The 24,651-nt window shown below is 72.6% G+C and carries 23 protein-coding genes; 12 read left to right on the top strand and 11 right to left on the bottom strand.

Features of this window, described 5'->3' with window-relative positions:
* Nucleotides 1-219 precede the first annotated feature (219 nt).
* Together ACF059_RS11370 and ACF059_RS11365 are read left to right on the top strand one after the other, a co-directional pair.
* The gene (locus ACF059_RS11370; RefSeq protein WP_392054652.1) at nucleotides 220-1,872 is read left to right on the top strand and encodes a PKD domain-containing protein; all 1,653 of its coding nucleotides are present in this window, start codon (nucleotides 220-222) and stop codon (nucleotides 1,870-1,872) included.
* A 160-nt stretch (nucleotides 1,873-2,032) separates the two neighbouring features.
* The gene (locus ACF059_RS11365; RefSeq protein WP_392054649.1) at nucleotides 2,033-3,253 is read left to right on the top strand and encodes a saccharopine dehydrogenase family protein; all 1,221 of its coding nucleotides are present in this window, start codon (nucleotides 2,033-2,035) and stop codon (nucleotides 3,251-3,253) included.
* 33 nt (nucleotides 3,254-3,286) lie between these two features.
* Here ACF059_RS11365 and ACF059_RS11360 read toward each other — a convergent pair whose 3' ends face one another.
* Nucleotides 3,287-3,970, bottom strand: coding sequence for an endonuclease V (locus ACF059_RS11360; RefSeq protein ID WP_392054646.1), 684 nt, complete (start codon nucleotides 3,968-3,970; stop codon nucleotides 3,287-3,289).
* A gap of 26 nt (nucleotides 3,971-3,996) precedes the next feature.
* Between ACF059_RS11360 and ACF059_RS11355 the strand changes: the two genes are divergently transcribed.
* Nucleotides 3,997-4,302, top strand: a complete 306-nt coding sequence (locus tag ACF059_RS11355; protein WP_392054644.1) for a YciI family protein — start codon at nucleotides 3,997-3,999, stop codon at nucleotides 4,300-4,302.
* A gap of 19 nt (nucleotides 4,303-4,321) precedes the next feature.
* Here ACF059_RS11355 and ACF059_RS11350 read toward each other — a convergent pair whose 3' ends face one another.
* A complete protein-coding gene (locus ACF059_RS11350) occupies nucleotides 4,322-5,437 on the bottom strand; it encodes a WD40/YVTN/BNR-like repeat-containing protein (RefSeq protein WP_392054642.1) in 1,116 nt (371 codons plus the stop codon).
* 303 nt (nucleotides 5,438-5,740) lie between these two features.
* Between ACF059_RS11350 and ACF059_RS11345 the strand changes: the two genes are divergently transcribed.
* The 3 genes from ACF059_RS11345 to ACF059_RS11335 all read left to right on the top strand — a co-directional run bounded on the left by ACF059_RS11345 (nucleotide 5,741) and on the right by ACF059_RS11335 (nucleotide 9,279).
* Entirely contained in the window at nucleotides 5,741-6,157 is a 417-nt protein-coding gene (locus tag ACF059_RS11345; protein WP_366864005.1) for an SsgA family sporulation/cell division regulator, read from the top strand.
* A gap of 210 nt (nucleotides 6,158-6,367) precedes the next feature.
* Nucleotides 6,368-8,008 carry an ABC-F family ATP-binding cassette domain-containing protein gene (locus ACF059_RS11340; protein WP_392054639.1) on the top strand — a complete coding sequence of 547 codons (1,641 nt, stop codon included), beginning with the start codon at nucleotides 6,368-6,370 and terminating at the stop codon, nucleotides 8,006-8,008.
* A gap of 299 nt (nucleotides 8,009-8,307) precedes the next feature.
* Entirely contained in the window at nucleotides 8,308-9,279 is a 972-nt protein-coding gene (locus ACF059_RS11335) for an acyl-ACP desaturase (RefSeq protein ID WP_361951247.1), read from the top strand.
* Nucleotides 9,280-9,358: 79 nt separating this feature from the next.
* Here the strand turns inward: ACF059_RS11335 and ACF059_RS11330 are convergent, their stop codons facing one another.
* The 3 genes from ACF059_RS11330 to ligD form a co-directional block, all read right to left on the bottom strand.
* Entirely contained in the window at nucleotides 9,359-9,604 is a 246-nt protein-coding gene (locus tag ACF059_RS11330; protein WP_392054636.1) for a WhiB family transcriptional regulator, read from the bottom strand.
* Nucleotides 9,605-9,661: 57 nt separating this feature from the next.
* Nucleotides 9,662-10,456, bottom strand: a complete 795-nt coding sequence (locus ACF059_RS11325; protein ID WP_392054633.1) for a VOC family protein — start codon at nucleotides 10,454-10,456, stop codon at nucleotides 9,662-9,664.
* A gap of 91 nt (nucleotides 10,457-10,547) precedes the next feature.
* Nucleotides 10,548-11,567 carry a non-homologous end-joining DNA ligase gene (gene ligD / locus ACF059_RS11320; RefSeq protein ID WP_392054630.1) on the bottom strand — a complete coding sequence of 340 codons (1,020 nt, stop codon included), beginning with the start codon at nucleotides 11,565-11,567 and terminating at the stop codon, nucleotides 10,548-10,550.
* A 75-nt stretch (nucleotides 11,568-11,642) separates the two neighbouring features.
* Between ligD and ACF059_RS11315 the strand changes: the two genes are divergently transcribed.
* On the top strand, nucleotides 11,643-12,761 hold the full coding sequence (locus ACF059_RS11315) for an ATP-dependent DNA ligase (RefSeq protein WP_392054627.1): 1,119 nt from the start codon (nucleotides 11,643-11,645) through the stop codon (nucleotides 12,759-12,761).
* On the opposite strand, the gene ACF059_RS11310 is transcribed toward ACF059_RS11315, so the two are convergent.
* Both ACF059_RS11310 and ACF059_RS11305 read right to left on the bottom strand, forming a co-directional pair.
* A complete protein-coding gene (locus ACF059_RS11310) occupies nucleotides 12,674-14,188 on the bottom strand; it encodes an NAD(P)-binding protein (protein ID WP_392054624.1) in 1,515 nt (504 codons plus the stop codon). The genes ACF059_RS11315 and ACF059_RS11310 overlap by 88 nt on opposite strands.
* A gap of 131 nt (nucleotides 14,189-14,319) precedes the next feature.
* The gene (locus ACF059_RS11305; protein ID WP_392054621.1) at nucleotides 14,320-15,297 is read right to left on the bottom strand and encodes an NAD(P)/FAD-dependent oxidoreductase; all 978 of its coding nucleotides are present in this window, start codon (nucleotides 15,295-15,297) and stop codon (nucleotides 14,320-14,322) included.
* Between the two features lie 66 nt (nucleotides 15,298-15,363).
* Between ACF059_RS11305 and ACF059_RS11300 the strand changes: the two genes are divergently transcribed.
* Complete coding sequence (locus ACF059_RS11300) at nucleotides 15,364-15,981, top strand: XRE family transcriptional regulator (protein WP_366864013.1); 618 nt, start codon at nucleotides 15,364-15,366, stop codon at nucleotides 15,979-15,981.
* On the top strand, nucleotides 15,978-16,481 hold the full coding sequence (locus ACF059_RS11295; protein ID WP_392054618.1) for an NUDIX hydrolase: 504 nt from the start codon (nucleotides 15,978-15,980) through the stop codon (nucleotides 16,479-16,481). The genes ACF059_RS11300 and ACF059_RS11295 overlap by 4 nt, the downstream gene beginning before the upstream one ends.
* A gap of 22 nt (nucleotides 16,482-16,503) precedes the next feature.
* On the opposite strand, the gene ACF059_RS11290 is transcribed toward ACF059_RS11295, so the two are convergent.
* The 4 genes from ACF059_RS11290 to ACF059_RS11275 form a co-directional block, all read right to left on the bottom strand.
* Nucleotides 16,504-17,175 (bottom strand): GPP34 family phosphoprotein, encoded by a 672-nt coding sequence (locus ACF059_RS11290; RefSeq protein ID WP_392054615.1) that lies wholly within the window; start codon nucleotides 17,173-17,175, stop codon nucleotides 16,504-16,506.
* 102 nt (nucleotides 17,176-17,277) lie between these two features.
* Entirely contained in the window at nucleotides 17,278-19,374 is a 2,097-nt protein-coding gene (locus ACF059_RS11285; RefSeq protein ID WP_392054612.1) for an MDR family MFS transporter, read from the bottom strand.
* A gap of 87 nt (nucleotides 19,375-19,461) precedes the next feature.
* Nucleotides 19,462-20,817 (bottom strand): 6-phospho-beta-glucosidase, encoded by a 1,356-nt coding sequence (locus tag ACF059_RS11280; RefSeq protein WP_392054609.1) that lies wholly within the window; start codon nucleotides 20,815-20,817, stop codon nucleotides 19,462-19,464.
* A gap of 171 nt (nucleotides 20,818-20,988) precedes the next feature.
* Nucleotides 20,989-21,978, bottom strand: coding sequence for a helix-turn-helix domain-containing protein (locus ACF059_RS11275; RefSeq protein WP_392054606.1), 990 nt, complete (start codon nucleotides 21,976-21,978; stop codon nucleotides 20,989-20,991).
* 216 nt (nucleotides 21,979-22,194) lie between these two features.
* Between ACF059_RS11275 and ACF059_RS11270 the strand changes: the two genes are divergently transcribed.
* The 3 genes from ACF059_RS11270 to ACF059_RS11260 all read left to right on the top strand — a co-directional run bounded on the left by ACF059_RS11270 (nucleotide 22,195) and on the right by ACF059_RS11260 (nucleotide 24,651).
* The gene (locus ACF059_RS11270) at nucleotides 22,195-22,863 is read left to right on the top strand and encodes a helix-turn-helix transcriptional regulator (protein ID WP_360889083.1); all 669 of its coding nucleotides are present in this window, start codon (nucleotides 22,195-22,197) and stop codon (nucleotides 22,861-22,863) included.
* 142 nt (nucleotides 22,864-23,005) lie between these two features.
* Nucleotides 23,006-23,485 carry a toxin-antitoxin system, toxin component gene (locus tag ACF059_RS11265; protein ID WP_392056609.1) on the top strand — a complete coding sequence of 160 codons (480 nt, stop codon included), beginning with the start codon at nucleotides 23,006-23,008 and terminating at the stop codon, nucleotides 23,483-23,485.
* Entirely contained in the window at nucleotides 23,482-24,651 is a 1,170-nt protein-coding gene (locus ACF059_RS11260) for an MAB_1171c family putative transporter (RefSeq protein WP_392054603.1), read from the top strand. The genes ACF059_RS11265 and ACF059_RS11260 overlap by 4 nt, the downstream gene beginning before the upstream one ends.

Below are 24,651 nucleotides of genomic sequence, written 5' to 3'. Positions count from 1 at the left end.
TAGGAACGTGTTCCACCCAGCACAAGCCCCCGGGCGCGGGTCGCGCGGGATCGGCCGGCGCCGGAGTGTCCGGGTCTGCGACAGCGCGCCCGGACCGTAGTGCCACCCCCGTCATCGGGGGCTTCGGGACTCTGTACCCTGAACACGCTTTCGATGCCGATCAAGCATTCAACAGATAATGGGGGGCCGGTGCGCAACCGTCGCCGACTTGTAATTTCCGTGGCTGCCCTCGCGGCCGGCGTGGGTCTCATCCCGGGTGTGGCGCAGGCCGCGCCGGCCCAGTCGGACGGGCACGGTGCGACCGTCCCGGACCTGGACCTGGGCCTGGGCAAGGACGCCAAGTCCAAGGGCAACACCTTCACCAGCCCGGCCGAGCGCTCGGTCCGCACGACCCTGCCCACCGCCAAGACGGGCGCCTCCGCCGCCCCGTCGGTGCAGTCCGTCGCCGGCAACCCGGACCTCGCCGTCGCCCTGGAGGGCTACGGCACCTCGGCCCACGGCATCGAGCTGGACACGACCACGACGAGCGCGGACACCGCTCTCAAGGTCACGATCGCCTGGGGCGACGGCCAGACCGACGTGGTCGACGCCTTCGGCTCCACCACCCTGACCACGGCGCACACCTACGCCGAGGTCGGTGCCTACACGGTCAAGGTCACCGTGACGGACGCCGCGAACAGCGCCTCGGCCGTCAACGAGCTCGCGGTCGTCACGCCGGGCTCGGACTTCACCCCGTACACCCCCACCCGCCTCCTGGACACCCGGGACGGCACCGGCGCGGTGCAGGGCAAGGTCGCCCCGTACAGCTCGACCCGCGTGAAGGTCGGCGGCAACGGCGGGATCCCGGCCGGGGTCACCGCCGTCGCCCTCAACATCACGGTCACCAACACGACCAGCGGCGGGCACATCACGGCCTTCCCCGAGGGCACCGAGCGTCCGTCCACGTCGAACGTGAACTTCAAGGCCGGCCAGACCGTCCCGAACCTGGTCATCGTGCCCGTCGGCAAGAACGGGTACGTCGAGCTGGCCAACCGCGGCTCGCAGTCGGTCGACCTGATCGCGGACGTCACGGGCTACTTCAGCCACACCGCGTCCAGCGGCTACACCCCGATCACCCCGGCGCGCTTCGTCGACACCCGTGAGGGTCTGGGCACCGCCCAGGGCCAGCTGCCCGGGCGCGGCACCTTCTCCACCCAGATCAGCGGCCTGCGCGGCGTGCCCCAGGGCATCAAGGCCGTGGCGCTGAACGTGACGGTCACCAACCCGAAGCAGGCCGGCCACCTGTCGGTGTTCCCGGGTGGCGGCGCGATCCCGACCGCGTCGAACCTGAACTTCACGGCCGGTCAGACCGTCGCCAACTCGGTGATCGTCCCCGTCAGCGCCGACGGCAAGATCAGCGTCTTCAACGGCGCCTGGTCGGCCACCGACGTCGTCGTCGACGTCGTGGGCTACTACAGCACCGACAGCAAGAGCGCCTTCCTGCCGCTCACGCCGGAGCGCCTGCTCGACACCCGTGACACCGCGACCTGGGACTCGGGCCCGCTGGACGGCCGCAACTACATCTACATGCCGCTCTCCTACGGCGAGCCCAGCATCACGGGCTTCGTGATGAACTCGACGGTCACGAACACGAACGGCAACGGGTTCCTCACGGTCGCCCCGGACACGAACACGATGGACGACTACGACAACGGCGTCGCCGTCCGGCCGACGCCGCCGAACTCGTCGAACCTGAACTGGACGAAGGGCGACACCGTCCCGAACCTGGTGCAGGCGAGCACCGGGAAGAACGGCATCATCGACTTCTGGAACCAGGGCTGGGACGACATCGACCTCGTCGTCGACCTCTTCGGGCTCTACCAGCAGGGCTGACCCACCCCCAGGTGGTCCGCCACCTGCCGGTGGTCAGGACAGCGCCCCGGGCGCGGCCGACAGGCCGTTCCCGGGGCGCTGTTCTCTCCTCACGGGCCGGGCGCTAGCCTCGGCCCCCTACAGCCACCCGCACACCCTGCAACCCTTCGGGGGGACCCTCATGAACGACGCACAGATCCGGGAAGACGGGCGGGACCGGCAGCGCGGACAGGACCGGGCCTACGACGTCGTACTGTTCGGCGCCACCGGGTTCGTGGGGGCGCTGACCGCCGAGTACCTCGCCGCCCACGCACCGGCCGGCTGCCGCTGGGCCCTCGCGGGCCGCGACCTCGCCAAGCTGGAACGGCTGCGCGAGCGGCTGGCCACGATCGATCCCGCGTGCGCGGACCTCCCGCTGCTGCGGGCCGACGCCGGAGACGCCGGCGCCGTGCGCGCCCTGGCCGCGTCCACGCGGGTGCTGGCCACCACCGTGGGACCGTACATCTGGTACGGATCGCAGCTCGTGGCCGCCTGCGCCGCTGCGGGCACGGACTACGTGGACCTCACCGGCGAGCCGGAGTTCGTGGACCGGATGTACGTCGAGCACGACGCGCGGGCCCGGGAGACCGGGGCGCGGATCGTCCACGCCTGCGGCTTCGATTCGATCCCGGCGGACCTCGGCGCGTACTTCACGGTCGGCCACCTGCCGCAGGGCGTCCCGCTGCGGGTCGACGGTTTCATGCGCTCCAACGCCCTCTTCTCCGGCGGGACCCTGGCCTCCGCCCTGACCGCGCTGGGCCGCGGCCCCCAGACCCTGGCCGCCGCGCACGCCCGCCGGCTGCACGAGCCCCGGCTGCTGGGGCGACGTGCCCGGGGCCCGCTGGGGGTACCGCGGTTCAGCCGGGAGACCGGCACCTGGGCGCTGCCGCTGCCCTCGCTCGACCCGCGGATCGTGACCCGGTCGGCGGCCGCGCTGGAGCGGTACGGACCGGACTTCCGCTACCGGCACTACGCCTCCGTCCGGCACCTGCCCGTCGCCGTGGGCGGTACGGCGACGCTGGGCGCGGCCGCGGCGCTGGCCCAGGTGCCGCCGGCCCGGCGGTGGCTCATGAGCCGCTGGGAGCCGGGGCAGGGACCGGACGCGGAGCGCCGCGCACGCAGCTGGTTCACCGTACGGTTCGTCGGCGAGGGCGGCGGCCGGCGCGTGCTCACCGAGGTGTCGGGCGGCGACCCGGGCTACGGGGAGACCGCGAAGATGCTCGCGGAGTCGGCCCTGTGCCTGGCCCACGACGCCCTGCCGGACCGTGCCGGGCAGCTGACGACGGCGGTGGCGATGGGTGACGCCCTGCTGGACCGGCTCCGGAAGGCGGGGATCACCTTCCGGGTGGCGCACGCCCGCTGACGGGACGGCGTCGCACTGGCTGGACGGCGCCGTTCAGACTCCGGTCGCCTCCCTCAGCGCCTTCCGGCACAGGGAGTCGGCGTGCCGGGTGCTCTCGGGGATCCGGAAGCGGGGGCTCAACGCCAGGGCGTGCGCGCAGGCGTTGTCCAGCGAGACGCGGTGGCCGACGGAGACGTAGACCGGCTTGATCCCGTCCTGCGTCCGCAGCGCCCGCCCGACCTCGGTCCCGTCCGCGGCGAGCAGCGCCGCGGCGTCGCCCCGCCGGGGGCCCGGTTCCTCATAGGTGAAGGTGAACGGGTTCTTCGCGACGCCGATGGCCGGGAGCCCGGTGACCACGCCGAGGTGGCAGGCGAGGCCGAAGCCACGCGGGTGGGCGAGGCCGTAGCCGTCGCAGACGACGAGGGCGGGCTCGGTGGTCAGGGCGTCGAGGGCGGCCAGTACCGTCGGCAGCTCGCGGAAGGCGAGCAGCCCGGGCACGTAGGGGAAACTGACGTGCCCGACGGCGGTGGCCTCCTCGACGACCTCCAGGGTGGCGGCGTCGAGGACCACGGCCGCGGCGGCGACGAGGTCGCGCTCGTCGTCGTAGGCGACGTCGACCCCGGCGATCAGGCTGCGGCCGGGCGGTGGGCCGACCTCGTCGAGGACGACGGAATCACGCAGTTCGTCTTGTATCGCCCGGGCCTCGGCCTCGTCGGCGGGGGTCTTCACACTGGTCATGATGGAGCGAGAGTAGCCTGGCGATCATGTTCGTCATGGAGCTCACCTACATCGCGCCCATCGAAGACGTCGAAGACCTGCTGGACGCGCACATCGCCTGGCTGGACGGCTACTACGCCTCGGGGGTCTTCCTCGCGTCCGGGCGCAAGGTCCCGCGCGACGGCGGCGTGATCCTGGCCGGCGGGGTCTCCCGGCCGGAGATCGAGAGGATCGCGGCCGAGGACCCCTTCACCGTCGCGGGCGTCTGCACCTACCGCATCACGGAGTTCATGGCGACGAAGACCTCGGCGGACCTGGCGACGGTCCGCGAGAACCCGGCCGCGCGAGCCTGAGGGCGGCGCGCCCGCACGCTCACCTCGGCTCCAGCCGCGCCACCCGGCCCTTCTCCCCGGCCGCCCAACAGCCGCTGGCCGGCGCGCAGTCGACCGTGTCGAAGGAGCCCGTGTCCAGGGGGCGCCAGCTGTGGCCGCCGTCCGTGGTCACGTCCGTGCCCGTCGGTCCCACCGCGAGGGCCGTGCCCCGGCCGTAGGGGTACCAGGCCGCGCCCGAGCGGTAGGCCGACGGCGGGGTCGACGCCTGGCTCCAGGTGCGGCCGCCGTCCGCGGAGTGGGCCGCGGCCTGCGGGGAGGCCTGGCCGGTGCGGTAGTCACCGCCGACCGCGAGCCCCTGCGTACGGTCGCGGAAGGCCAGGGCGAAGACGCCTCGCGCCGGGTCGCCCGCCGGGACGGTGGACTCGGCGACGCGCCAGGTCAGGCCCCGGTCCGTGGAATGCAGAACGCGCGCGGTCGCCCCGCCGCCCGTGGCGAGCCAGACGTCGCGCGGACCCGCGCTGACCAGGCACTGGCCGCTCGCGGCGAAGCCCGCCTCGCCGGGCAGCGCCTCGGGCATGCCGTCGCTGGGCAGGACCCGCCAGGTGCGCCCGCCGTCGTCCGTGGACAGGATGCGGAACTTCCCGTCCACCGGGTCGCTCATCGCCAGGCCGCGGCGCGCGTCGAAGAAGGTGAGGCAGTCGTAGAAGGCCCGCGGGTCGGGGTTGCGGAAGGTCTCGGTCCAGGTGGCGCCGCCGTCCTCGGTGCGCAGCACCCTGGAGGCCTCGCCCTCCCCGATGGACAGGGCCACCGCGCGCCGCTCGTCGAAGGCCTCGACGTCGCGCAGTTCCAGCCCCTCGGCGACGGCGCCGGGCGGCGAGACGTCCTGCCAGCTGCGGCCGCCGTCGACCGTACGCAGGACGGTCCCCTTGGAGCCGGCCACCCAGGCCGTGCTGCGGCTGACCGCCGCCAGGCCGCGGAAGCGGACCGTCTTCCCCGTCTCCTTCAAGGACCAGCCGGCGCCTCGTAAGTCCTGCGCCGTCTGCGCCACGCCCTGTGCCTCTTCGGTGCCGGACGCACCGGCCTGGGCGGGGGCGGCCAGCAGCCCCACCAGCAGAGCGGCCGCGCCCATGCCCGTTCCCACTTGCAGAAGTCTCATGGCGCGGGAAGCTAACGCACGCCGGAGGGGGCGTCCAGAGGGCCTCCGGGCCGCGCCTTGCGCCTGTGGAGTGATCGGTTACCAGCCCTTCTGCGGCCCTCCGGCGCCTGCCGGGCTCATCCAGCTTCCTTCGGACGTCTCCGCGCAGGCGGTCACTCCGTGCGATCACACAGGTGGGTTCCAGCCAGTCGGTGACACAGCTCACGTGCAGGCCCATGCACGGATGTGCCGATTCCGGCGTCTATCGGGTTGCCGGGCTCCACGCCAGGGTCCGGCAGCAGATCCGCCGCAAGGGAGTGAGCCTTGATCACTGTCATCGAGCAGGCCGCGCAGGCCCGTCTGGTCGCCACCGCCCCGAAGGTCGAGACCGTTCCCGTCACCCTCTGCTACGACCGCGCGGATCCCTTCGCCGTGCGGATGGCCTTCCCCGCGCCGGCGACGCTGGAGGGCGTCGAGGTCTCCTGGACCTTCTCGCGCGAGCTGCTGGAGTCCGGACTGGACCGCCCGTCGGGCCAGGGCGACGTGCGCGTGCGCCCGTACGACGTCGACCGGACCACGATCGAGTTCCACGCGGCGGAGGGCGTCGCGATCGTGCTGATGCTCACGGCCGAGCTGCACCGGTTCCTGGAGCGGGCGGCGGGTGTGGTCCCGCCCGGCCTGGAACACCTCTACCTCGACATGGACCACAGCCTGGCCGAACTGCTGCGCGACACCTGCTGACCCGCCGCCCGCCCGCCCGGTTTATTCGTTTGCGGGCGGTCGCGGCCGGCCGTAGCTTCGTAGACGCCCCACTGCCGTCGAAACGGAGCAGGACATTGCTCTTCTGAGGTCGAGACACCGATCGCCGTCCCCGTCACCTTCGCCGTGACCTTCTGAGCGTCGGCTGTCTCCCCGCGTTGCACGCACCATTCACGCAACCTGGAGGCCTCCATGAGTCACGCCCCTGCTTTCATCACCTGCTCCGCCCTGTCCTTCGACTGGCCCGACGGCACTCCCGTCTTCGACGGGTTCCACCTCGCCGTCGGCCCCGGCCGTACCGGCTTGATCGGCCTCAACGGCTCAGGGAAATCGACCCTGTTGAAGCTGATCGCCGGTGAACTGACCCCGACCGCGGGCCAGTCGACCGTCGCCGGCTCGGTGGGCTACCTCCCGCAGAACATCACCCTCGACACCGCACTGCGCGTGGACGAGGCCCTCGGCATCCACACCGCGCGCGCCGCACTGCACGCCATCGAGGCGGGCGAGGCCACCGAGGCGAACTTCGCCGCGGTCGGCGACGACTGGGACGTGGAGGAGCGGGCCCTGGCCACGCTCGACGCGCTCGGGCTGGCCCGGATCGGCCTGGACCGCACCGTCGGGGAGCTGTCCGGCGGCGAGTCCGTCCTGCTGCGGCTGGCCGCCCTGCTGCTCGCACGACCCGACGTCCTGCTGCTGGACGAACCCACCAACAACCTGGACCTGCGCGCCCGGGGCCGCCTCTACGCGGCGGTCGAGTCCTGGTCCGGGGTGATGCTCCTGGTCAGCCACGACCGGGAGCTGCTGGAGCGGGTCGATCAGATCGCCGATCTGCGCGACGGCGAAGTCCGCTGGTACGGCGGCAACTTCACGGACTACGAGGAGATGCTCGCCGCCGAGCAGGACGCGGCGGAGCGGATGGTCCGGGTCGCCGAGGCCGACGTACAGCGGCAGAAGCGCGAACTGGCCGATGCGCGAGTGAAGTTGGCGCGACGCAAGCGGTACGGCCAGAAGATGAACGACAACAAGCGCGAGCCGAAGATCGTGATGGGTGCGCGCAAGCGCGCCGCGCAGGAGTCGGCCGGCAAGCACCGGATCATGCACACCGAGAAGCTGGCGCAGGCCAAGGACCGGCTGGACCAGGCCGTGGAGGCGGTGCGCGACGACGACGAGATCCGGATCGAGCTGCCCTCCACCCGCGTCCCGCCGGGGCGGCGCGTCCTGACCCTGAGCGATCTGCGCCTCGCGCACGGGGCCGCGGTACGCGGCGAGTGGGAACTGCGGGGCCCGGAGCGGATCGCCCTGGTGGGCCGCAACGGGTCGGGGAAGACGACCTTGCTGCGCACGATCGCCGGGCAGCTCGCGCCGGTGTCCGGGGAGGCGCTCGCGCATGTGAGCACGCGGTTCCTGCCGCAGCGGCTCGACGTGCTGGACGAGAGCCGCTCGGTCGTGGAGAACGTGGCGCGGTTCGCCCCGCAGGCCACGAACAACGTGATCCGGGCGCGGCTCGCGCACTTCCTCTTCCGCGGCGCCCGGGCGGACCGGCCGGCCGGGACCCTGTCGGGCGGGGAGCGGTTCAGGGCGGCACTGGCGGCGCTGCTGCTGGCGGAGCCCGCGCCCCAGCTGCTCATGCTGGACGAGCCGACGAACAATCTGGACCTGGCGAGCGTGCGGCAGCTGACCGGTGCGCTGGACGCGTACGAGGGCGCGCTCATGGTGGCGAGCCATGACGTGCCGTTCCTGGAGTCCCTCGGTGTCACCCGCTGGCTGCTGCTGGACGGGGAGCTGAGGCCGACGACGGCGGAGGAGGTCCGGGAGGCGCTGGGGCACGCTTAGCGGGCCCTGGTGCGGTTCCGCTTGGCTCCCCATGCCGGGGGAAGGCGTGCTCCGGGAAGCCCGGTCCGCCCCTGCGCACGCCGCTCCCGGCCGTCAAGGCGGGCGGGGGCGGCGGACCACCTCCGGGCGTGATTTTCGCCTTCCGCTTCCCGCTCGTTCCCCGTCTGCACTGCAGAGATAACTGGATGTAACCGGACATACACCTAGGCGGGGCTTGGCCTCGCCTTGATGTCGCGCTTAACCTACGACTCCGTAGGCTACGGAACCGTAAGTACATCGCTTTGCACCCAGGAGTACCCGTGACGATCACCTCTCCCCACCTCGGCAGCTCGGAGGCGTGGACCGACGCCAAGCTGCTGTACGCGCTGGAAGAGGTGGTCGAGCAGGAGCTCAACCGCCATTTGAAGGTCACCAAGGACTGGATGCCCCACGAGTACGTCCCGTGGAGCGACGGCCGGAACTTCCCGGGCTTCTTCGAGGACGGCGAGGCCTGGGACCCGGAGCAGTCCAAGGTCACGGAGATCGGCAAGATCGCGCTGGTCGTGAACCTGCTGACCGAGGACAACCTCCCCAGCTACCACCACGAGATCGCCACGCTCTTCGGCCGTAACGGCGCCTGGGGCACGTGGGTGCACCGCTGGACCGCCGAGGAGGGCCGCCACGGCATCGTGATGCGCGACTACCTGCTGGCCTCGCGCGCCGTGGACCCGGACAAGCTCGAAGCGTTCCGCATGCAGCACATGTCGGAGGGCTTCGAGTCCGACAACCGCCACTCCATGCTGCACTCGGTGGCGTACGTGGCCTTCCAGGAGCTCGCCACCCGCATCTCGCACCGCAACACCGGCCACCAGTCCGGCGACCCGGTGTGCGACCGGATGCTGGCGCGCATCGCGCAGGACGAGAACCTGCACATGGTCTTCTACCGCAACCTGCTCGGCGCGGCCTTCGAGCTGGCCCCCGACCTGACCATGCAGGCCGTACGGGACGTCGTGGTCAACTTCCGGATGCCCGGACACGGCATGCCCGGCTTCGAGCGGATGGCCGCGCAGATGGCGATCGGCGGGGTCTACAACCTGCGGATCCACCACGACGACGTGCTGAGCCCCGTGATCCGCTTCCTGAAGATCATGGACATGGACGGCCTGGGCCCCGAGGGCCAGAAGGCCCAGGAGGAGCTCGGCCTCTTCATGAACGGCCTGGACGGCGAGGCCCGCAAGTTCGACGAGCGCCTGGCCGCCCGCGCGGCGCGCATCGCGGCCCGCAAGGGCTGACCTCACGACGCGATCGCCCTGGCAGAGCCATGCTCTGCCAGGGTTTCGCGTCCCGCTGGGGACGCGGACGCGCAGGTGATCAGCGGCGCGTGCGCAGGGCGAGGCGTTCGGCCTCCGAGAGGCCGCCCCAGACGCCGAAGCGCTCGTCGTTGGCCAGGGCGTACTCCAGGCACGCCACCCGTCCCTCGCACGCCCCGCACAGCCGCTTCGCGTCGCGCAGCGACGAGCCCGGCTCCGGGAAGAAGAAGCCCGGGCCCGTCTGGGCGCACAGGGCGAGGTCGTACCAGGCGGTGTCAGTGGCTGCGGTGGTGGTGTTCATCGACATGCCGCAGATACTGACCGGCGCCGATGGACGTCCGATCAACGCCTGATCAACAGCCCGTCACGACCCGGGCGCCGGCGCGCTGGCGATGACCGCGAACCGCGCACCGAAGGGGTCCGCCAGCTTGGCGAAACGGCCGACTCCTTCCATGAACACCGGGGTGAGACGGACCTTGCCGCCCGACTCCTCCGCCTTCGCCGCCGTCACATCGCAGTCGGCGACCTCGAAATACGGCGTCCAGTAGGGCCGTTCGGCATCCTCCACCGGATCCATCGAGATCGGGACCAGACCGCCGAAGGCGGCTTCGTCCGAGGTCCCGGCCGGCTTGACCGTCGTGTACGTCCCTCCCTCGAACGGCATCTCGCCGATCTCCCAGCCGAGGACCGTGCGGTAGAACGCGCCCGCCGCGGCCACGTCGCCGGTGTAGAGCTCCGTCCAGCACAGGGTGCCCACGTCCGTCACCGCGCCCAGGCCCGTGTTCCTCCGCGGCTGCCACACGCCGAAGCCCACTCCCGCCGGGTCGGCGAAGACCGCCATCCGGCCGAAGTCCATGACGTCCATCGGCTCGAACAGCACCGTGCCGCCCGCCCCGGTCACGGCCTCGGCCGTCGCGTCCGCGTCGGAGGTCTGGAAGTACACCTGCCAGGCGGACGGGCCCTGCTCCGGCGGCACGGTCATGGCGCCCGCGACCGTCTTGCCGCCGAGGTGGAACATGCCGTATCCGCCGACCTCCTCGCCGCCCGGCTGGAAGTCCCAGCCGAACAGTCCCTCATAGAACGCGGCGGCGCCGTCGACGTCGGGGGTGGCGAGGTCCACCCAGTTCGGGGAGCCGTCCTCGTAGTCCGTCGTGAGCATGGTCCGCGCTCCTTCCGGCCTCCTGCGGCGTCGCTCTGCTGTCCTCTTCGAGCATGCCACCCCCCACTGACAGTGGCCCTCCGGAGCCGGCTCAGTCCTCGTGCTTGGCCCGGCTGGGCTGGACGCGTTTGGGTTCGCCCGGCATCTTCGGGTAGTCCGGCGGGTAGGGCATGTCCCCCAGGCCGTGGTCGTGCTCGTCGCGGGCCGCCAGTTCCAGTACGGCGTCCAGGGTGAAGGCGTGGTCGTCCATGTCCGCGTGCAGGTCGCCCAGTTCGGCGAAGCGGGCCGGCATGGTCACGATGTCGAAGTCGCGCGGCTCGGCGTCGTCCACCTCGTCCCAGCGCAGCGGCGCGGACACCGGGGCGTGCGGGCGCGGGCGGACGGAGTAGGCGGAGGCGATCGTGCGGTCGCGCGCCGTCTGGTTGTAGTCGACGAAGATCCGCTCCCCGCGCTCCTCCTTCCACCAGGCCGTCGTGACCTTGCCCGGCATCCGGCGCTCCAGCTCCCGGCCGATCGCGATGGCGCAGCGGCGGACCTCGGTGAAGGTCCACTGCGGTCTGATCGGCACGAAGACGTGCAGGCCGCGGCCACCGGAGGTCTTGGGCCAGCCGCGCAGGCCCAGCTCCTCCAGCAGGGCGCGCAGCTCGTGGGCGGCGGCCACCGCGTGGTGGTAGTCGGTGCCCGGCTGCGGGTCCAGGTCGATGCGCAGCTCGTCGGGCCGGTCGGTGTCCTCGCGGCGCACGGGCCACGGGTGGAAGGTGAGGCAGCCGAGGTTGGCGGCCCACAGCACGGCGGCCGGCTCGGTGGGGCAGATCTCGTCGGCCGAGCGACCGCTCGGGAAGGCGATGTGGGCGGTCGGGATCCAGTCCGGCAGGTTCTTCGGCGCCCTCTTCTGGAAGAAGGACTCGCCCTCGACCCCCTCCGGATAGCGCTCCAAGGTGGTCGGCCGGTTGCGCAGGGCGCGCGTGATGCCGTCCGCGACCGCCAGGTAGTACTCGGCGACGTGGCGCTTGGTGAGTCCACGCTCGGGGAAGTACACCTTGTCCGGGCTGGACAGCCGTACCGTCCGTCCGCCCGCCTCCAGCTCGATCGCATTACCGGCAGCACCCATGGGGGCCACGGTAGGCGGGCCCGGTCGTACGCGCACACCGGGCGGGGCCGGACGTACGACCGCAGAATCGAAGGCATGGATCTGCCCGTGATGCCGCCCGTCAAGCCGATGCTCGCCAAATCCGTGACGAAGATCCCGCCCGGCATGCAGTACGAGGCCAAGTGGGACGGCTTCCGGGCCATCGTGCACCGCGACGGCGACGAGATCGAGATCGGCAGCCGCACGGGAAAGCCGCTGACCCGGTACTTTCCCGAGCTGGTGACGGCCCTGAAGGCGAATCTGCCCGCCCGCTGCGTCGTGGACGGCGAGATCGTGATCGTTCAGCGCGGGCGTCTGGACTTCGACCGGCTGACCGAGCGCATCCATCCCGCCGCCTCCCGCGTGAAACTGCTCGCCGAGACGACGCCCGCCAGCTTCGTCGCCTTCGACCTGCTCGCGCTCGGCGACGAGTCGCTCCTCGACACCCCGCTCGCCGACCGCCGTACCGCTCTGACCCGGTCCCTCTCCACTGCTCGGCCCCCCGTCCATCTCGCGCCCGCGACCACCGATCCTGCGGTCGCGCAGGAGTGGTTCGAGCAGTTCGAGGGCGCCGGGCTCGACGGCGTGATCGCCAAACCGCTCGATCTGCGCTACCGGCCCGATGCCCGCCTCATGTTCAAGATCAAGCACGAACGTACCGCCGACGTCGTCGTCGCGGGTTTCCGTTTCCACAAGAGCGGTCCGATTGTCGGATCGCTCCTCCTGGGCCTGTATGACGCCCACGGAGCCCTCCAGCACGTGGGCGTGTGCGCCGCCTTCCCCATGAAGCGCCGCGCCGAGCTGGTCGAGGAGCTCGAACCGCTGCGGATGGAGGACACGACCGCTCACCCCTGGGGCGCCTGGGCCGAGGAGTCCGCGCACGAGAGCGCGCGGCTGCCGGGCGCGCAGAGCAGGTGGACCGGCAAGAAGGACCTGTCCTGGGTGCCGCTGCGGCCCGAACGGGTCGTCGAGGTCGCCTACGACCACATGGAGGGCGACCGCTTCCGGCACACCGCCCAGTTCCGCCGCTGGCGCCCCGACCGACTACCGGAGAGCTGTACGTACGCCCAGCTGGAGGAGGTCGTCACCTACGACCTGGCCGAGGTCCTCGGGCCGCCCGCCGACGCGGGTTCGGGAACCGCGGCGGACGGCGACAGCGGCGCCGACGGCGGCTGAGCGGGCCGCGCACCGGCGGGCGCGGTCAGTTCCTCCCATTCCGCCCGGCCCGGCCCCGCCGCGTTCGGCACGTAGTGCGGCCGGGCGGCCAGCCAGCGCGCCACGCGGGCCCGGATCCGCGGATCCGCGTACGCCCGCCCCGGCGGTTCCACCAGGTGCCGCACCCTCGCCCGCGCCCGCATCACCTCCGGGTCCTCCAGCGCGCAGTCGAACAGGGCGGCCACCTCGCGCGCCGTCCCCGTACGCCCGGCCCGCGTCGCGAAGCGCTCCCCGATGGCCGCATCGGCGACCACCTGGAAGTCGAACCACGGCTTCAGGGTGTCCACCGCCCAGGCGTGGTGGTCGAGGGCGAACCGCGCCGATGCGGGCTCCCGGTGCGCCGTAAGGGCCACCCGGCGCGCGGCCCACAGGGCGAGCGAGGCGCCCTGCCCGAGGGTCGGATTGGTGTGCGTGATCGAATCCCCGACCGGCACCAGCCCGCTCACCACCGGCCCCCGCTCGTCGACCAGCGCGCTCCACCGGTTGTCGAGGCTCGCGGTGGCCAGCACCTGCGACTGCGGCTCGGCCCCCAGGCCCAGCCATGCCGCGGCGGGCGGGAAGGCGCGCACCGCGCGCTCGAAGACGGCGGGGTCGCGCAGCGCCGAGCGCGTGGTGTCGGCGGTGTGCACGAACAGCGTCACCGCGAACAGCCGGTTGTCGGCCGGGAAGACGGCGCACCCGGCGAAGGACCCGCCGGTCACCGCCCAGGGCCGGCGCGGCCCCTCCTCCATGCCCTCGGGAAGCCGGTACCAGCGGCAGAAGTACGCGAGCCCCGTGCGGTGCCGTTCCACGACGGGCGGCCGGCAGCCCGCCGCGGCCAGCCGGCGCTCCAGGCCCCCGCGCCGCCCGCCGGCGTCCACCACGAGGTCCGCCCTGTAGCTCCCCGTCCCGGTGGTCACTCCCGTCACCTGGATCCCCGGTGACGCTTCCGGTCCGCTCGCCGGTGCCGGAGCCGTGGTCAGTGCGGTGACCGTCTCCCCGTACCGCACGACGGCCCCGGGCTCGGCCCGCAGGGCCGTGGCCAGCGCGCTCTCCAGCACGATGCGCCGGGCCTGGAGCATGACGAGGTCCTCGTCGCCGGGGAGGGCGGGCGGCCGTACGTCGAACCAGTCCAGCTCGTGCCGCTCGCGCGCGCCGAGCCGGAGCATCTCCGCGTGGACGTCCGGCAGTTCCTCCCGCAGCACGGTGCGGGCCGCCCCCAGCAACACGTGCGGCTGCGAGGCCTGCGGTACGGCCGGCCGCCGCCAGCCGAAGAAGTCGCGGTCGAGCGCCGTGCCCGGCGCGCGCGGATCACGCTCGAACAGCTCGGCGGTGTGCCCGTGACGCGCCGCGAGCAGCGCGGTGGCCAGCCCTCCGACGCCGCCGCCGATGACCAGCACATGTGCCATTGCGCGTCCCCTTGGGCCGATGAGCCGATGAGCCGACGGCTGACGACTGACGAGCCGTACGACGATCACACCGCCCACAGCCTGCACGGGCGGAGGCCGGCCGAAACCCGCACAAATGTCCGGAGGTCGCCCTACGCCCCGCCCGCCCGGTACGCGTCCACCGCCCGGCGCGCTTCCGCCTCGATGAGGTACGTGTTGGCGGCGACGGCCGCACGCACTCCCTGGGCGGCCGCCCCCGCGACCTTCTCCAGCGGAGCGGTCACGTTGCCGGCCACCCATACGCCCGGGAGCGCGGTGGCCCCGGTGGCCGGGTCGGACGCGATGCAGGTGCCGATCACGTGGCCGTCCCGCTCCAGGGCGGCCGTCGGCAGGCCGAGGCTGCTCAGCACGCCCGAGCGGGCGGTGAACCGCGGGGCCACCACCAGGGCCCGGCACCCCTCCACGGCCCCGTCGGCCAGGGTCACCCCGGTCAGCCGGTCGTCCTGGACCGCGAGGCCGGTCACCTCCCCCTCGACGACCCGCACGCCCAGGGCGGCCAGCAGTTCACGGTCCCCGTCGGTCAGCCGCCAGGTGTGGGCCAGCAGGGTGGTCCGCTCGCTCCACTGCCGCCACAGCTGGGCCTGGTGCACGGCGACCGGACCGTCGGCCAGCACCGCGATCGGCTGGTCTCGGACCTCCCAGCCGTGGCAGTACGGGCAGTGCAGCACGTCCCGCCCCCAGCGCGCGGCCAGGCCCGGTACGGCCGGCAGCTCGTCCACCAGACCGGTGGCGACCAGCAGCGCCCCGGCCCGCACCGTCGAGCCGTCCCCGCAGCGGACCAGGAACCCGCCGTCGGGCAGCCGGTCCGCCGCGATCGCCGTGCCGGGGCGGATCGCGCCGCCGTAGCGGGCCACCTCCGCGCGTCCCCTGGCCAGCAGGGCGGCCGGGCTCTCCCCGTCCTGGCCGAGGTATCCGTGCATGTGCGCCGCGGGGGCGTTGCGGGGGCTGCCGGAGTCGATCACCAGCACGGAGCGCCGGGCCCGGGCCAGGGTGAGGGCCCCGGCGAGCCCGGCGGCGCCGCCGCCCACGATCACCACGTCGAACATGTCATCCATCGCGTCCTCGTCCATGCCTGCGAGCGTCGCTCCGGCCGTTCCCATTTGACAAAACTTCTTGCCGAAGCGGCAAATGGACCCATGGCCCCTGAGGAACAGGACGAGGAACTGGCCGGCGTGCTCACCGCCGTGGGTCCGCGGCTGCGTGCGCTGCGCCGGCAGCGCGGCACCACGCTGGCCCAGCTCAGCGAGACCACCGGCATCTCGCTCTCCACGCTGTCCCGCCTGGAGTCGGGACAGCGCAAGCCGACCCTGGAGCTGCTGCTCCCGCTCGCCAAGGCGCACCGGGTGGCGCTCGACGAGCTGGTCGGCGCCCCCGAGACCGGGGATCCCCGGATCCGGCCGCGCCCCTTCGTGCGGCACGGCCACACCTACGTACCGCTGACCCGCAACCTCGGCGGCCTCCGCGCCTTCAAGCAGATCCTCCCGCCCCTCGACGGTCCGCCGCCCGAGCCCGAACTCAACGTCCACGAGGGCTACGAGTGGCTGTACGTGCTCTCCGGGCGGGTCCGGCTGCTGCTCGGCGAGCACGATCTCGTCCTCGGCGCCGGAGAGGCCGCCGAGTTCGACACGCGCACCCCGCACGCCTTCTTCAACGCGGGTCCGCAGCCCGCGGAGTTCCTCAGCCTCTTCGGCCCCCAGGGCGAACGGATCCACGTCCGCGCCCGCCCCGCCACCGCACCGGAAGGACGAGCATGACCACCACCGACCAGGGCCCCGCGGGCCCCGAGCGCCCCGAGCGGGCGGTGCCGCAGCCCAATGCCGTCGTCGGCGTCGGGCTGGTCGTCGTCGGCCCCGACGGCCAGGTGCTGCTCGGACAGGCGCACGACGGCCGCTGGGAGCTGCCCGGCGGCAAGGTCGACCCCGGGGAGGGCTTCGAGCAGGCCGCCGCGCGGGAGCTCGCCGAGGAAACGGATCTGCGGGCGGACGCCGACGGGATCCGGGTCCTGTCCGTCCAGATCGAAGCGGAGTCGGGCCTGACCCGGCTGACGGCGGCCGCCGTCACCACCACGGCGCGCGGTGTCCCGAAGGTCACCGAGCCGCACAAGATCGCCCGCTGGCAGTGGTTCGATCCGGCGGAGATCCCCTCGGCCCTGTATCCGCCGTCGGCGGCCGTCCTGCGCTCCTGGCGCCCTGGGCTCACGATGCTGCCGCCCGTCCCCTCGTACGACTACCCGACGGCGAACCAGACCACCTGACGGCCCGCGCCGGGTCGGACGGCTAGTCCGCCGGCGGGGCGAGGGTCAGGGCCGTCGCCGCCGCCACCGTGGCCATCGCGGCCTGGACGTCGCGGATGGCGGCCCGGACCCCTTCCGCGGCCCACTGCCCGGCGGCCGTCTCCGCCATCCTCGGCGCGACCGACCCGGGCGCCCGCCCGGGGAAGGCCAGCTGGTGCAGCCCGGCCGAGTGGAGCAGGGCGATGAGCCCCGCCGTCCGCTCGTCCGGCTCGGCGTCGCCGAGGACGGCGGCGCTCAGCCGCTGCCGCAGGGCGCGCTCGACGGCTCCGTCGGCCTGCGCGTAGCGGCGCTGCGGGAACAACCCGAGGCTCTGGCGCGCCTGCGCCACCACCAGCCCCCGCGCGGTCAGGCCCTCCAGCGCGGCGTCGACCACCTTCGCGTGGTCCTTCGTCAGCCAGTCCGTCACCCGGCCCTTGCTACGGCCCCGCAGCCATGCCCCTATCAGCACGATCCGGCTGTCGAGCAAGGGGTCTCCCGTCGGCGTGGTGTCCCCGAGCTCCAGGTATAGGCCCGACACCGACACCCGCTCCGCCATGACGAGTTCGAGCAGTATCCCGCCCGCGGCGGCCCAGCCCGCCGCCTGGCGCTGCCGCGGCACCCCGGACTCCTCGTCCAGGCACAGCAGCATGATCTCCTCGGCCAGGGTGATCCCCATTGAGCGTTCCCCCGTCGTCCGTACGGCCGGCCGCGCGTCGCCTCGTCTCCCCCCGCACGAAGACGCGGGGCGGCCGTCGGAGGTTCCGTCCGCGCCACGCTCCTACCGCCGCAACGCCACCCGCGGCGCGAAATTGCCCTCGCTCAGATCCTCGGCCAGCAGCCGCTTCGCGATCGCGTCCGCCGCCACCCGCAGTTCGGCGCTGCGCGGCCGGCCCCGGTCCTTCTCCAGCTGGTCGCCGAGCCAGTCGGCCCACGCCCGCGAGATGACCTCGGCCTCCCGCTGCCCGGCCGGGGTGAGGGCCAGGAAGCTGCCCTCGCGGCTGATGAAGCCCTCGTCCTCCATCCGGTCGAAGACCGGGAGCAGGACTTCCGGCGGCAGTGAGCGGCGCCCGCCGATCAGGCCGAGGCTGGCGTAGCCGACCGTCCGGGTCATCAGCTCCACCTGCATCACCGCCCACGCGCCCGCGATGTCCAGCCGGGTGTCCGAGGCCTCGACGATGCTGCGCGCCGTCTCGGGGCCCATGGTCCGTACGAGCTTGCCGACCGCCAGCTCCAGCAGCTTGGCCGAATCCCCCGAGGTCGTGGCCGGTGAGGCGAAGCCGTCCCCCATGTCGGTGGACGCGGCCCGGGCGGTGTCGCGCAGACGCACCTCCTTGAGGAAGAGCGCCACGACGAAGCCGGCCACCGCCACCGGGACGGTCCACAGGAACACCGTCTGCAGCGCCTGCGCGTACGCGTCGACGACCGGGCCGGCCGCCGCCGGGTCGAGCCCGTGCACCCCCTGCGGACTCTGCGCGGCCCGGCCCAGCTCCGCGGGATCGGCCCCGGTCGCCCGGGCCGCCCGCGCCACGCCGTCGGCCAGCTCGGACCGCAGGCTGTTGGCGTAGATCGTGCCGAAGACCGCGGTCCCGAACGAGCTGCCGAGCGTACGGAAGAAGGTGACGCCCGAGGTGGCGGTGCCGAGGTCGGCGTAGTCGACGGTGTTCTGCACGGCGATGGTCAGCACCTGCATGCACAGGCCGATACCGGCGCCGAGGACGAACATGTAGAGCGATTCCAGCCAGGCGCCGGTGCCCGGACCCATGAGGGACAGCAGGTAGAGCCCGACGCCCATCACGGCGCAGCCCACCAGGGGGAAGATCCGGTACCGGCCCGTCTTGCTGGTGACGTTGCCGCTGAAGACGGACGCGATCAGCAGGCCGATGACCAGCGGCAGCGTCCGGACGCCGGAGACCGTGGCCGAATCCCCGTCCACGTACTGCAAGTACGACGGCAGGAACGTCATCGCGCCGAGCATGGCGAAACCGACGACGAAGCTGAGCACCGAGCAGACGGTGAAGACGGGATTGCGGAACAGCCTCATCGGCAGCATCGGTTGCGCCGCCCGCGTCTCCACCACGCAGAACAGGGCCAGGGCGACGGCGCCGCCGGCGAAGAGCCCGACGATCACCGCCGAGCCCCAGGCGTACTCGTTCCCGCCCCAGCTCGTGGCCAGGATCAGCGCGCTCGATCCGATCGCGACCAGCGCGATGCCCAGGTAGTCGATCACCGGGCGGCCGGCGGCGCGTACGGACGGGATGGTCCGGGCGGCCGCCACCACCACCAGGACGGCGATCGGGACGTTGACGTAGAAGGCCCAGCGCCAGCTCAGGTGGTCGGTGAAGAGCCCGCCGAGGAGCGGCCCGATCACCGTCGCGACGCCGAAGACCGCACCGATCGCGCCCTGGTACTTGCCGCGTTCGCGCAGCGGGACCACATCGGCGATCAGGGCCATGGAGGTGACCATGAGGCCGCCCGCGCCGATCCCCTGCACGCCGCGCCACAGGATGAGCAGGGTCATGTTGCCCGCGAGACCGCACAGGAACGAGCCGGTGATGAAGACGACCGCGGAGATCTGGAAGATCAGCTTCCGCCCGAAGAGGTCACCGAACTTGCCCACCAGCACCGTCGCGACGGTTTCCGCCAGCAGGTACGAGGTCACCACCCACGACATGTGGGCGGCCCCGCCGAGATCCGCCACGATCGTGGGCAGGGCGGTGCCGACGATGGTCTGGTCGAGGGCGGCCAGCAGCACACCCAGCATGATCGTGCCGAAGACGACATTGCGCCGCCGCCGGTCCAGCACGGGGGGCGCCGCGGGTATGACGGTGGCAGTGGTCACACCCCGCACTCTCACAGCGCCCCCGCCGGGCCGCATGCCACGTTGAGCCGAACGGGTCGGGGCAGCGGGGAGGCGAACGGGTCGGGGGCCGCGGGGAGGCGAACGGTCCGCCCGCCCGCCGGATCAGCGCAGGTAGGCCAGCCCCGGATGCGCCGCCGCGTACCCGTCCAGCAGCCGCCGGGCCACCCCCACCGAATCCACCAGCGGGTGCAGCGCGAAGGCCTTCACCGCGTCGGCCCGTGCTCCGCTCGCGGCCGCCGCCAGCACCTCCCGCTCCACCGCCTTGACCGCCGTCACCAGCCCCACCGCGTGCAGCGGCAGCGGCTCGACGCCCACCGGATGGGCGCCGTTGGCGTCGACCAGGCAGGGCACCTCGATGACCGCCTCGGCGTCGAGGACGGACAGCGTCGAGCCGTTGGGGACGTTCAGGATCAGCGTGGCCCGCTCGTCGCGCGCGATGGCCCGCATCAGCGCGAGCGCGACCTTCTCGTAGCCCCCGGACTCCAGGTCGCTCGCGTCGCGCTCCCCGACGCCCGCCGCCTCGCGGTTCTCGGCCATGTACGTGGCCTCGCGCTCGGCCCGGGCCCGCTCCCAGGCGGCCAGCGCCGCCCCGGCCGGCTGCCCCGTCCGGCCCGCGTCGGCGTAGAAGCCGCGCTGCTGGTCGCGCAGGAAGGCCCCGCGCGTCTGCCGGGCCTCCTGGTAGGCCCGTACGGTGTCACGGTTGAAGTAGTAGTAGTGCAGGTACTCGTTGGGGATCGCGCCGAGCGAGCGCAGCCACTCGGCCCCGAAGAGCCTGCCCTCCTCGAAGGACTCCAGCGCCTCGGTGTCGGCCAGCAGCCGGGGCAGCTCGTCCCGGCCGCCGATGCGCAGCCCGCGCACCCAGCCCAGGTGGTTGAGGCCGACGTAGTCGATCCAGGCCTCCTGCGGCCGGGCCCCCAGCAGCCGGGCGATGCGGCGGCCGAGGCCCACGGGGGAATCGCAGATGCCGATCACCCGCGCGCCGAGCTCTTCCGCCATCGCCTCGGTGACCAGGCCCGCCGGGTTGGTGAAGTTGATGACCCACGCCTCGGGCGCGGTCCGGGCGATCCTGCGCGCGATCTCGCGGGCCACCGGCACGGTCCGCAGGCCGTACGCGATCCCGCCCGCACCCACCGTCTCCTGGCCCAGCACCCCTTCGGCCAAGGCGATCCGCTCGTCCGCGGCGCGCCCGTCGAGTCCGCCGACGCGGATGGCGGAGAAGACGAAATCGGCCCCGCGCAGGGCTTCGTCGAGGTCCCCGGTGGCCGTGACGGCCGGGGCGTGCGCCGCCGGGGCGGCCGCGGCCTGGTCCCGGAGCACCCGGGCCATGGCGCCGAGCCGCGCCGGGTCCTCGTCGTACAGCGTCACGTGGGACACGCGGCCCTCGGCCCGGTCGCCGAGCAGGGCCCCGTAGACGAGCGGTACCCGGAAGCCGCCTCCGCCGAGGATCGTCAGCCGCACGTCCTTACCGCCCTTCGCCAGTGCCGTTCCCGGGGGCAGTGCCCCTTTCGGTTGGCGGGCCGTGTGCCGCAGGGGGTCCCGGTGCCACGATCGATGCCACGATCGGTGACACGGGGCCGGCGGCACGCGCCTGCCGGCACCAGTCTCCCCCGTCCGGTCACTCCCGGCCGGTCACTCCCCGAGCGACGGCACGGCGCGCAGCCGGGCGCCCTGCTGGTGCACGGTTCCGCCGCGACCCGGTACGGGACCGGTCGGCCCGCCCAGCGGCGCGGAGAGGATCAGGGTGATCCGGGTCAGCCCCATCTCGTCCAGCATCCGGCTGCTTTCGGCCACCATCCGGCAGCGCACCAGCCCCCACTGCGGGTCCGGGTGGCGCACGGCCCGCACCGCGCCGTCCTGCTCGGCGGCGTCGGTCCCGCGCATGCTCAGCCAGTGCGGCACCCCGTACCGGTAGGCCGCCTCCATGAACGGATCGCGGGCCACCTCCTGGCGGATGCTGCGCAGCCCCTCGTCCTCCGGGGCCGCGGCCAGCGCGGTGGCGAACTGTGCCAGCAGCGGTACGCACCAGCCCGGTTCGTGGTCCTCCAGCACGCCCGCGGCGTCCGGGTGGAACAGCACGAAGCGCAGGAAGTTGTCGTCCGGCAAGGCCGTCGGGTGCGGCCGCACCGACTGGAAGAGCTGGTCGAAGGACGAGTTGGTGAGCGCGACGTCCCAGCGGTGGTCCACCAGGAAGCTGGGGTAGGGCACGGCCTCCATGAAGGCCGCGTAGTCGCACAAGTAGTCGCGCTGCGCGGGGTCTTCGGGAAGCCGGGCCTCCTCCGCGGCCCGCCACGTGGGCGGCGGGTCACGGTCGACCATGACGCGGAAGAGCCAGAAGCACTGCCGCTCGCTCATCTCCAGGGCCTCGGCCAGGGCGAGCAGCTTGCGGTCCGTCCACTCCTTGACCAGGCCCCGTTCCCAGTTACCGTACGCACGCACGCTGATGCGCAGGCGTGCCGCAAGGTCCTCCTGGCTCAGGCCCAGCTCCTCGCGGCGCTGGCGCAAAATCTCCTTGCGTCGCTCCGACCGTACGGCGCCGCGTGCGGACTCCTCGCCCGCCAGGCGCTCCTCACCGGCTCGGGCGAGGCCATCGGACGGGCCCACCGCTGCGAGATGTAGCACCGAGAGCTCCCCCTCCTCCGGTCTGGATCTTCATTTCCGTGTGGCGATCCTGCTACCGACTTCATTCGAGTGTCAACTATTGTGGCAATTCCAGCCTCTTGACAGCTCATTCCCGCCACAGCTGTGGCACGTTCTAGCCCTTCCGGGCGAGAGCGGCTAGATTCCAGAAGCCGACCATGTGCCGTAACGACTTCGCGCGATCTAGGAGAACCACTGGTGACAGACGGCTTCCCGGCTCCCGTCGCGGTAGCCAACGCACCCCTGGCAGCCACCATCACGCGTGTCGCCGAACTCGCGGGCAAGATGGGCCGCGACCCGAACCAGGTCTTCGACCTGCGGCGGCTCTCGGAGGCCTCGGGCGTGCCCACGGATGTGGTCAGGACCCTGCTGGAGGGCAGGCCGGCCGGCGAGCCCGATCTGCAGACCCGGTTCCTCCAACGGCTCGACCTGCTGCGGCGCACCCGCGTCAAACCCAACGGCCGCCGCTACACCCAGCAGGAGATCGCCGACGGAGCGGGAATGTCCCGGCAGCAGGCCGGGGCCCTGATCAACGGCGACCGCCGCCCTACGATGGAGCACTGCGACGCGATCCAGCGCTTCTTCGGGGTACACGCCGGGTTCCTGACGGCCCATGACGCCGACGCCCTCACCGACGCGCTCCAGCGGACCGAGCAACAGCTGCTCCAGGACTTCGCGGGCCGCGCGCGGGAAACCGTACCGGCTTCGGCCGCATCGGCGGGCGATCCGCTGGCAAGACTCCTCCAGAACCACGGCGTACGGGGCATCGCCTGGCGCGCCGCCCAACTGCCCAGCGACAAGCACCGTGACAAGGTGACCGAATGGCTGGACATGCTCCTCGAAAGCGTCAAACCGAATGAATCCTGACCCAGTCGAAAGTCTGGGTCTGATCCTTGAGTCCTGATCCGGATCCGCGCCGACGGGGAGAACGGTGAGCATAGGCAGAGAGCAGCGGCGGTTGTGCGGGGAGTTGGTGGCCGGCATCCGGCTGACCGCACCCGCGGAACCCATGGACCTCTACGCTGCCCTCTGCGAGGGCATGAGCAGGCACCGCGGCCGCCGGGTGGATTTCCGGATGGCCTCGTTCCCTCCGCGTACGGCGAGCGGGCTGTGGCTCGACATGGCGGACCGCGATCTCGTGGTCATCGAGGAACGCACCGCGCCGGACCACCAACTGGTGATCCTGGGCCACGAGCTGTGGCACATGAAGGCCGGTCACTGCAGCCACCACGTCGACGGCGCCGCCGTCGCCGCGCGGCTGCTGTCCGACGAGGCCGACATCGGTGAGGCGGTCCGCCGCGTCGCCGCGCGCACGCGCGCCGACGTCCAGGAGGAGACCGAGGCAGAGACCTTCGGCTTACTGCTGGGCAGCCGGTGCCGGACCTGGCTGGCCGGATCGGCGAACCATCGCCCTCCGGCCCAGCGCGACCAACTGGCAGGCCGCATCGAGGCCTCGCTGGGCTACCGGGGGCACAGGAACGACCGTTGAACGGCGAGGACTACTACATTCCGGCGGCCGCGATGGCGATCTCGCTCGCCTTCAAGCTGCCGGCGCTCCGGCACAACTGGCGCGACCCGCTCCTGCGATCGGTCGTGACCCTGCTGACCCTGGCGGGAGCGGTGTTCACCTTCGCCGCTCCCCCGACCATCGCGGCGGTCAACCGCTGGACGGGGGTCGTCAACTTCTCCGCCCCGCTGGTGTACTGCCTGCTCACGGCCTTCAGCGCCTCCTGCCTGGTCCTCATGGTCAACTGGCGCGGCGGGCCGCCCGAGCGGACCCTTCGCATCTCGCAGCGCTGGATCATCGGCTACTTCGCGGTGATCGTGGCGCTGGTCGTGCTGTTCGCGCTCGGTGAGACGCCGGTCGAGCGGCTGCGCGACTTCGACACCTACTACGCGAACACGCCGTACATCAGCGCGATGATCGCCCTCTACCTGCTGGCGCACCACGTGGCCGCCGTGGTGATGGTCGTCCTGTGCTGGCGCTGGTCCATGCAGGTCCGCGGCTGGCTGCGGATCGGCCTGATGATCATCGTCGCCGGGTACATCTTCAACCTCGCCTACGACGCGACGAAGATGTCCGCGGTCACCGCCCGCTGGTTCGGCCACAACCTCGACGACCTGAGCACGTACGTCGCCCCGCCGCTGGCCGCCGTGGGCGCGCTGGTCAGCGCGATGGGCTTCGTGGTCCCGCTCGTCTGCCAGCGGCTCTCGGACCACTGGCAGACCTGGGCGACGTACCGCCGGCTCGGCACCCTGTGGCAGGAGGTGCAGATCTCCGCGCCCAGCGGCACGCCCTCCGTACAGATGGCCTGGTGGACGGCGGGAGAGCTGCGGGTGATCCAGCGGGAGTCGGACATCCACGACGGCTTCCTGCACCTGGGCCCGTACTTCGACAAGGCCCTGCGCGACGGCGCCTACGAGAGCGCCGTCGCCGAGGGGGCCGACCCGGAGACCGCGCGGGCGGTCGCGGACGCCGCCATGGTCGCGGCCGCCGTACGGGCCCGCTCCGCCGACCCCGAGGGCAAGACCATCGGGGACGAGGTGGAGACCCTGCTCGACACCGCCGACGGACCGCGCGATCTCCTGCGGATCTCCCACGCCCTGCGGCATTCGCCGGTGGTGCAGGCCGTCCGGCAGCGGGTGGCCGTCTAG

The organism is Streptomyces sp. NPDC016562 (assembly GCF_043076955.1).
GTDB lineage: Bacteria > Actinomycetota > Actinomycetes > Streptomycetales > Streptomycetaceae > Streptomyces.
Note: the sequence above shows the minus strand (reverse complement) of the source record. Positions and strands in the feature narration are given on the sequence as shown.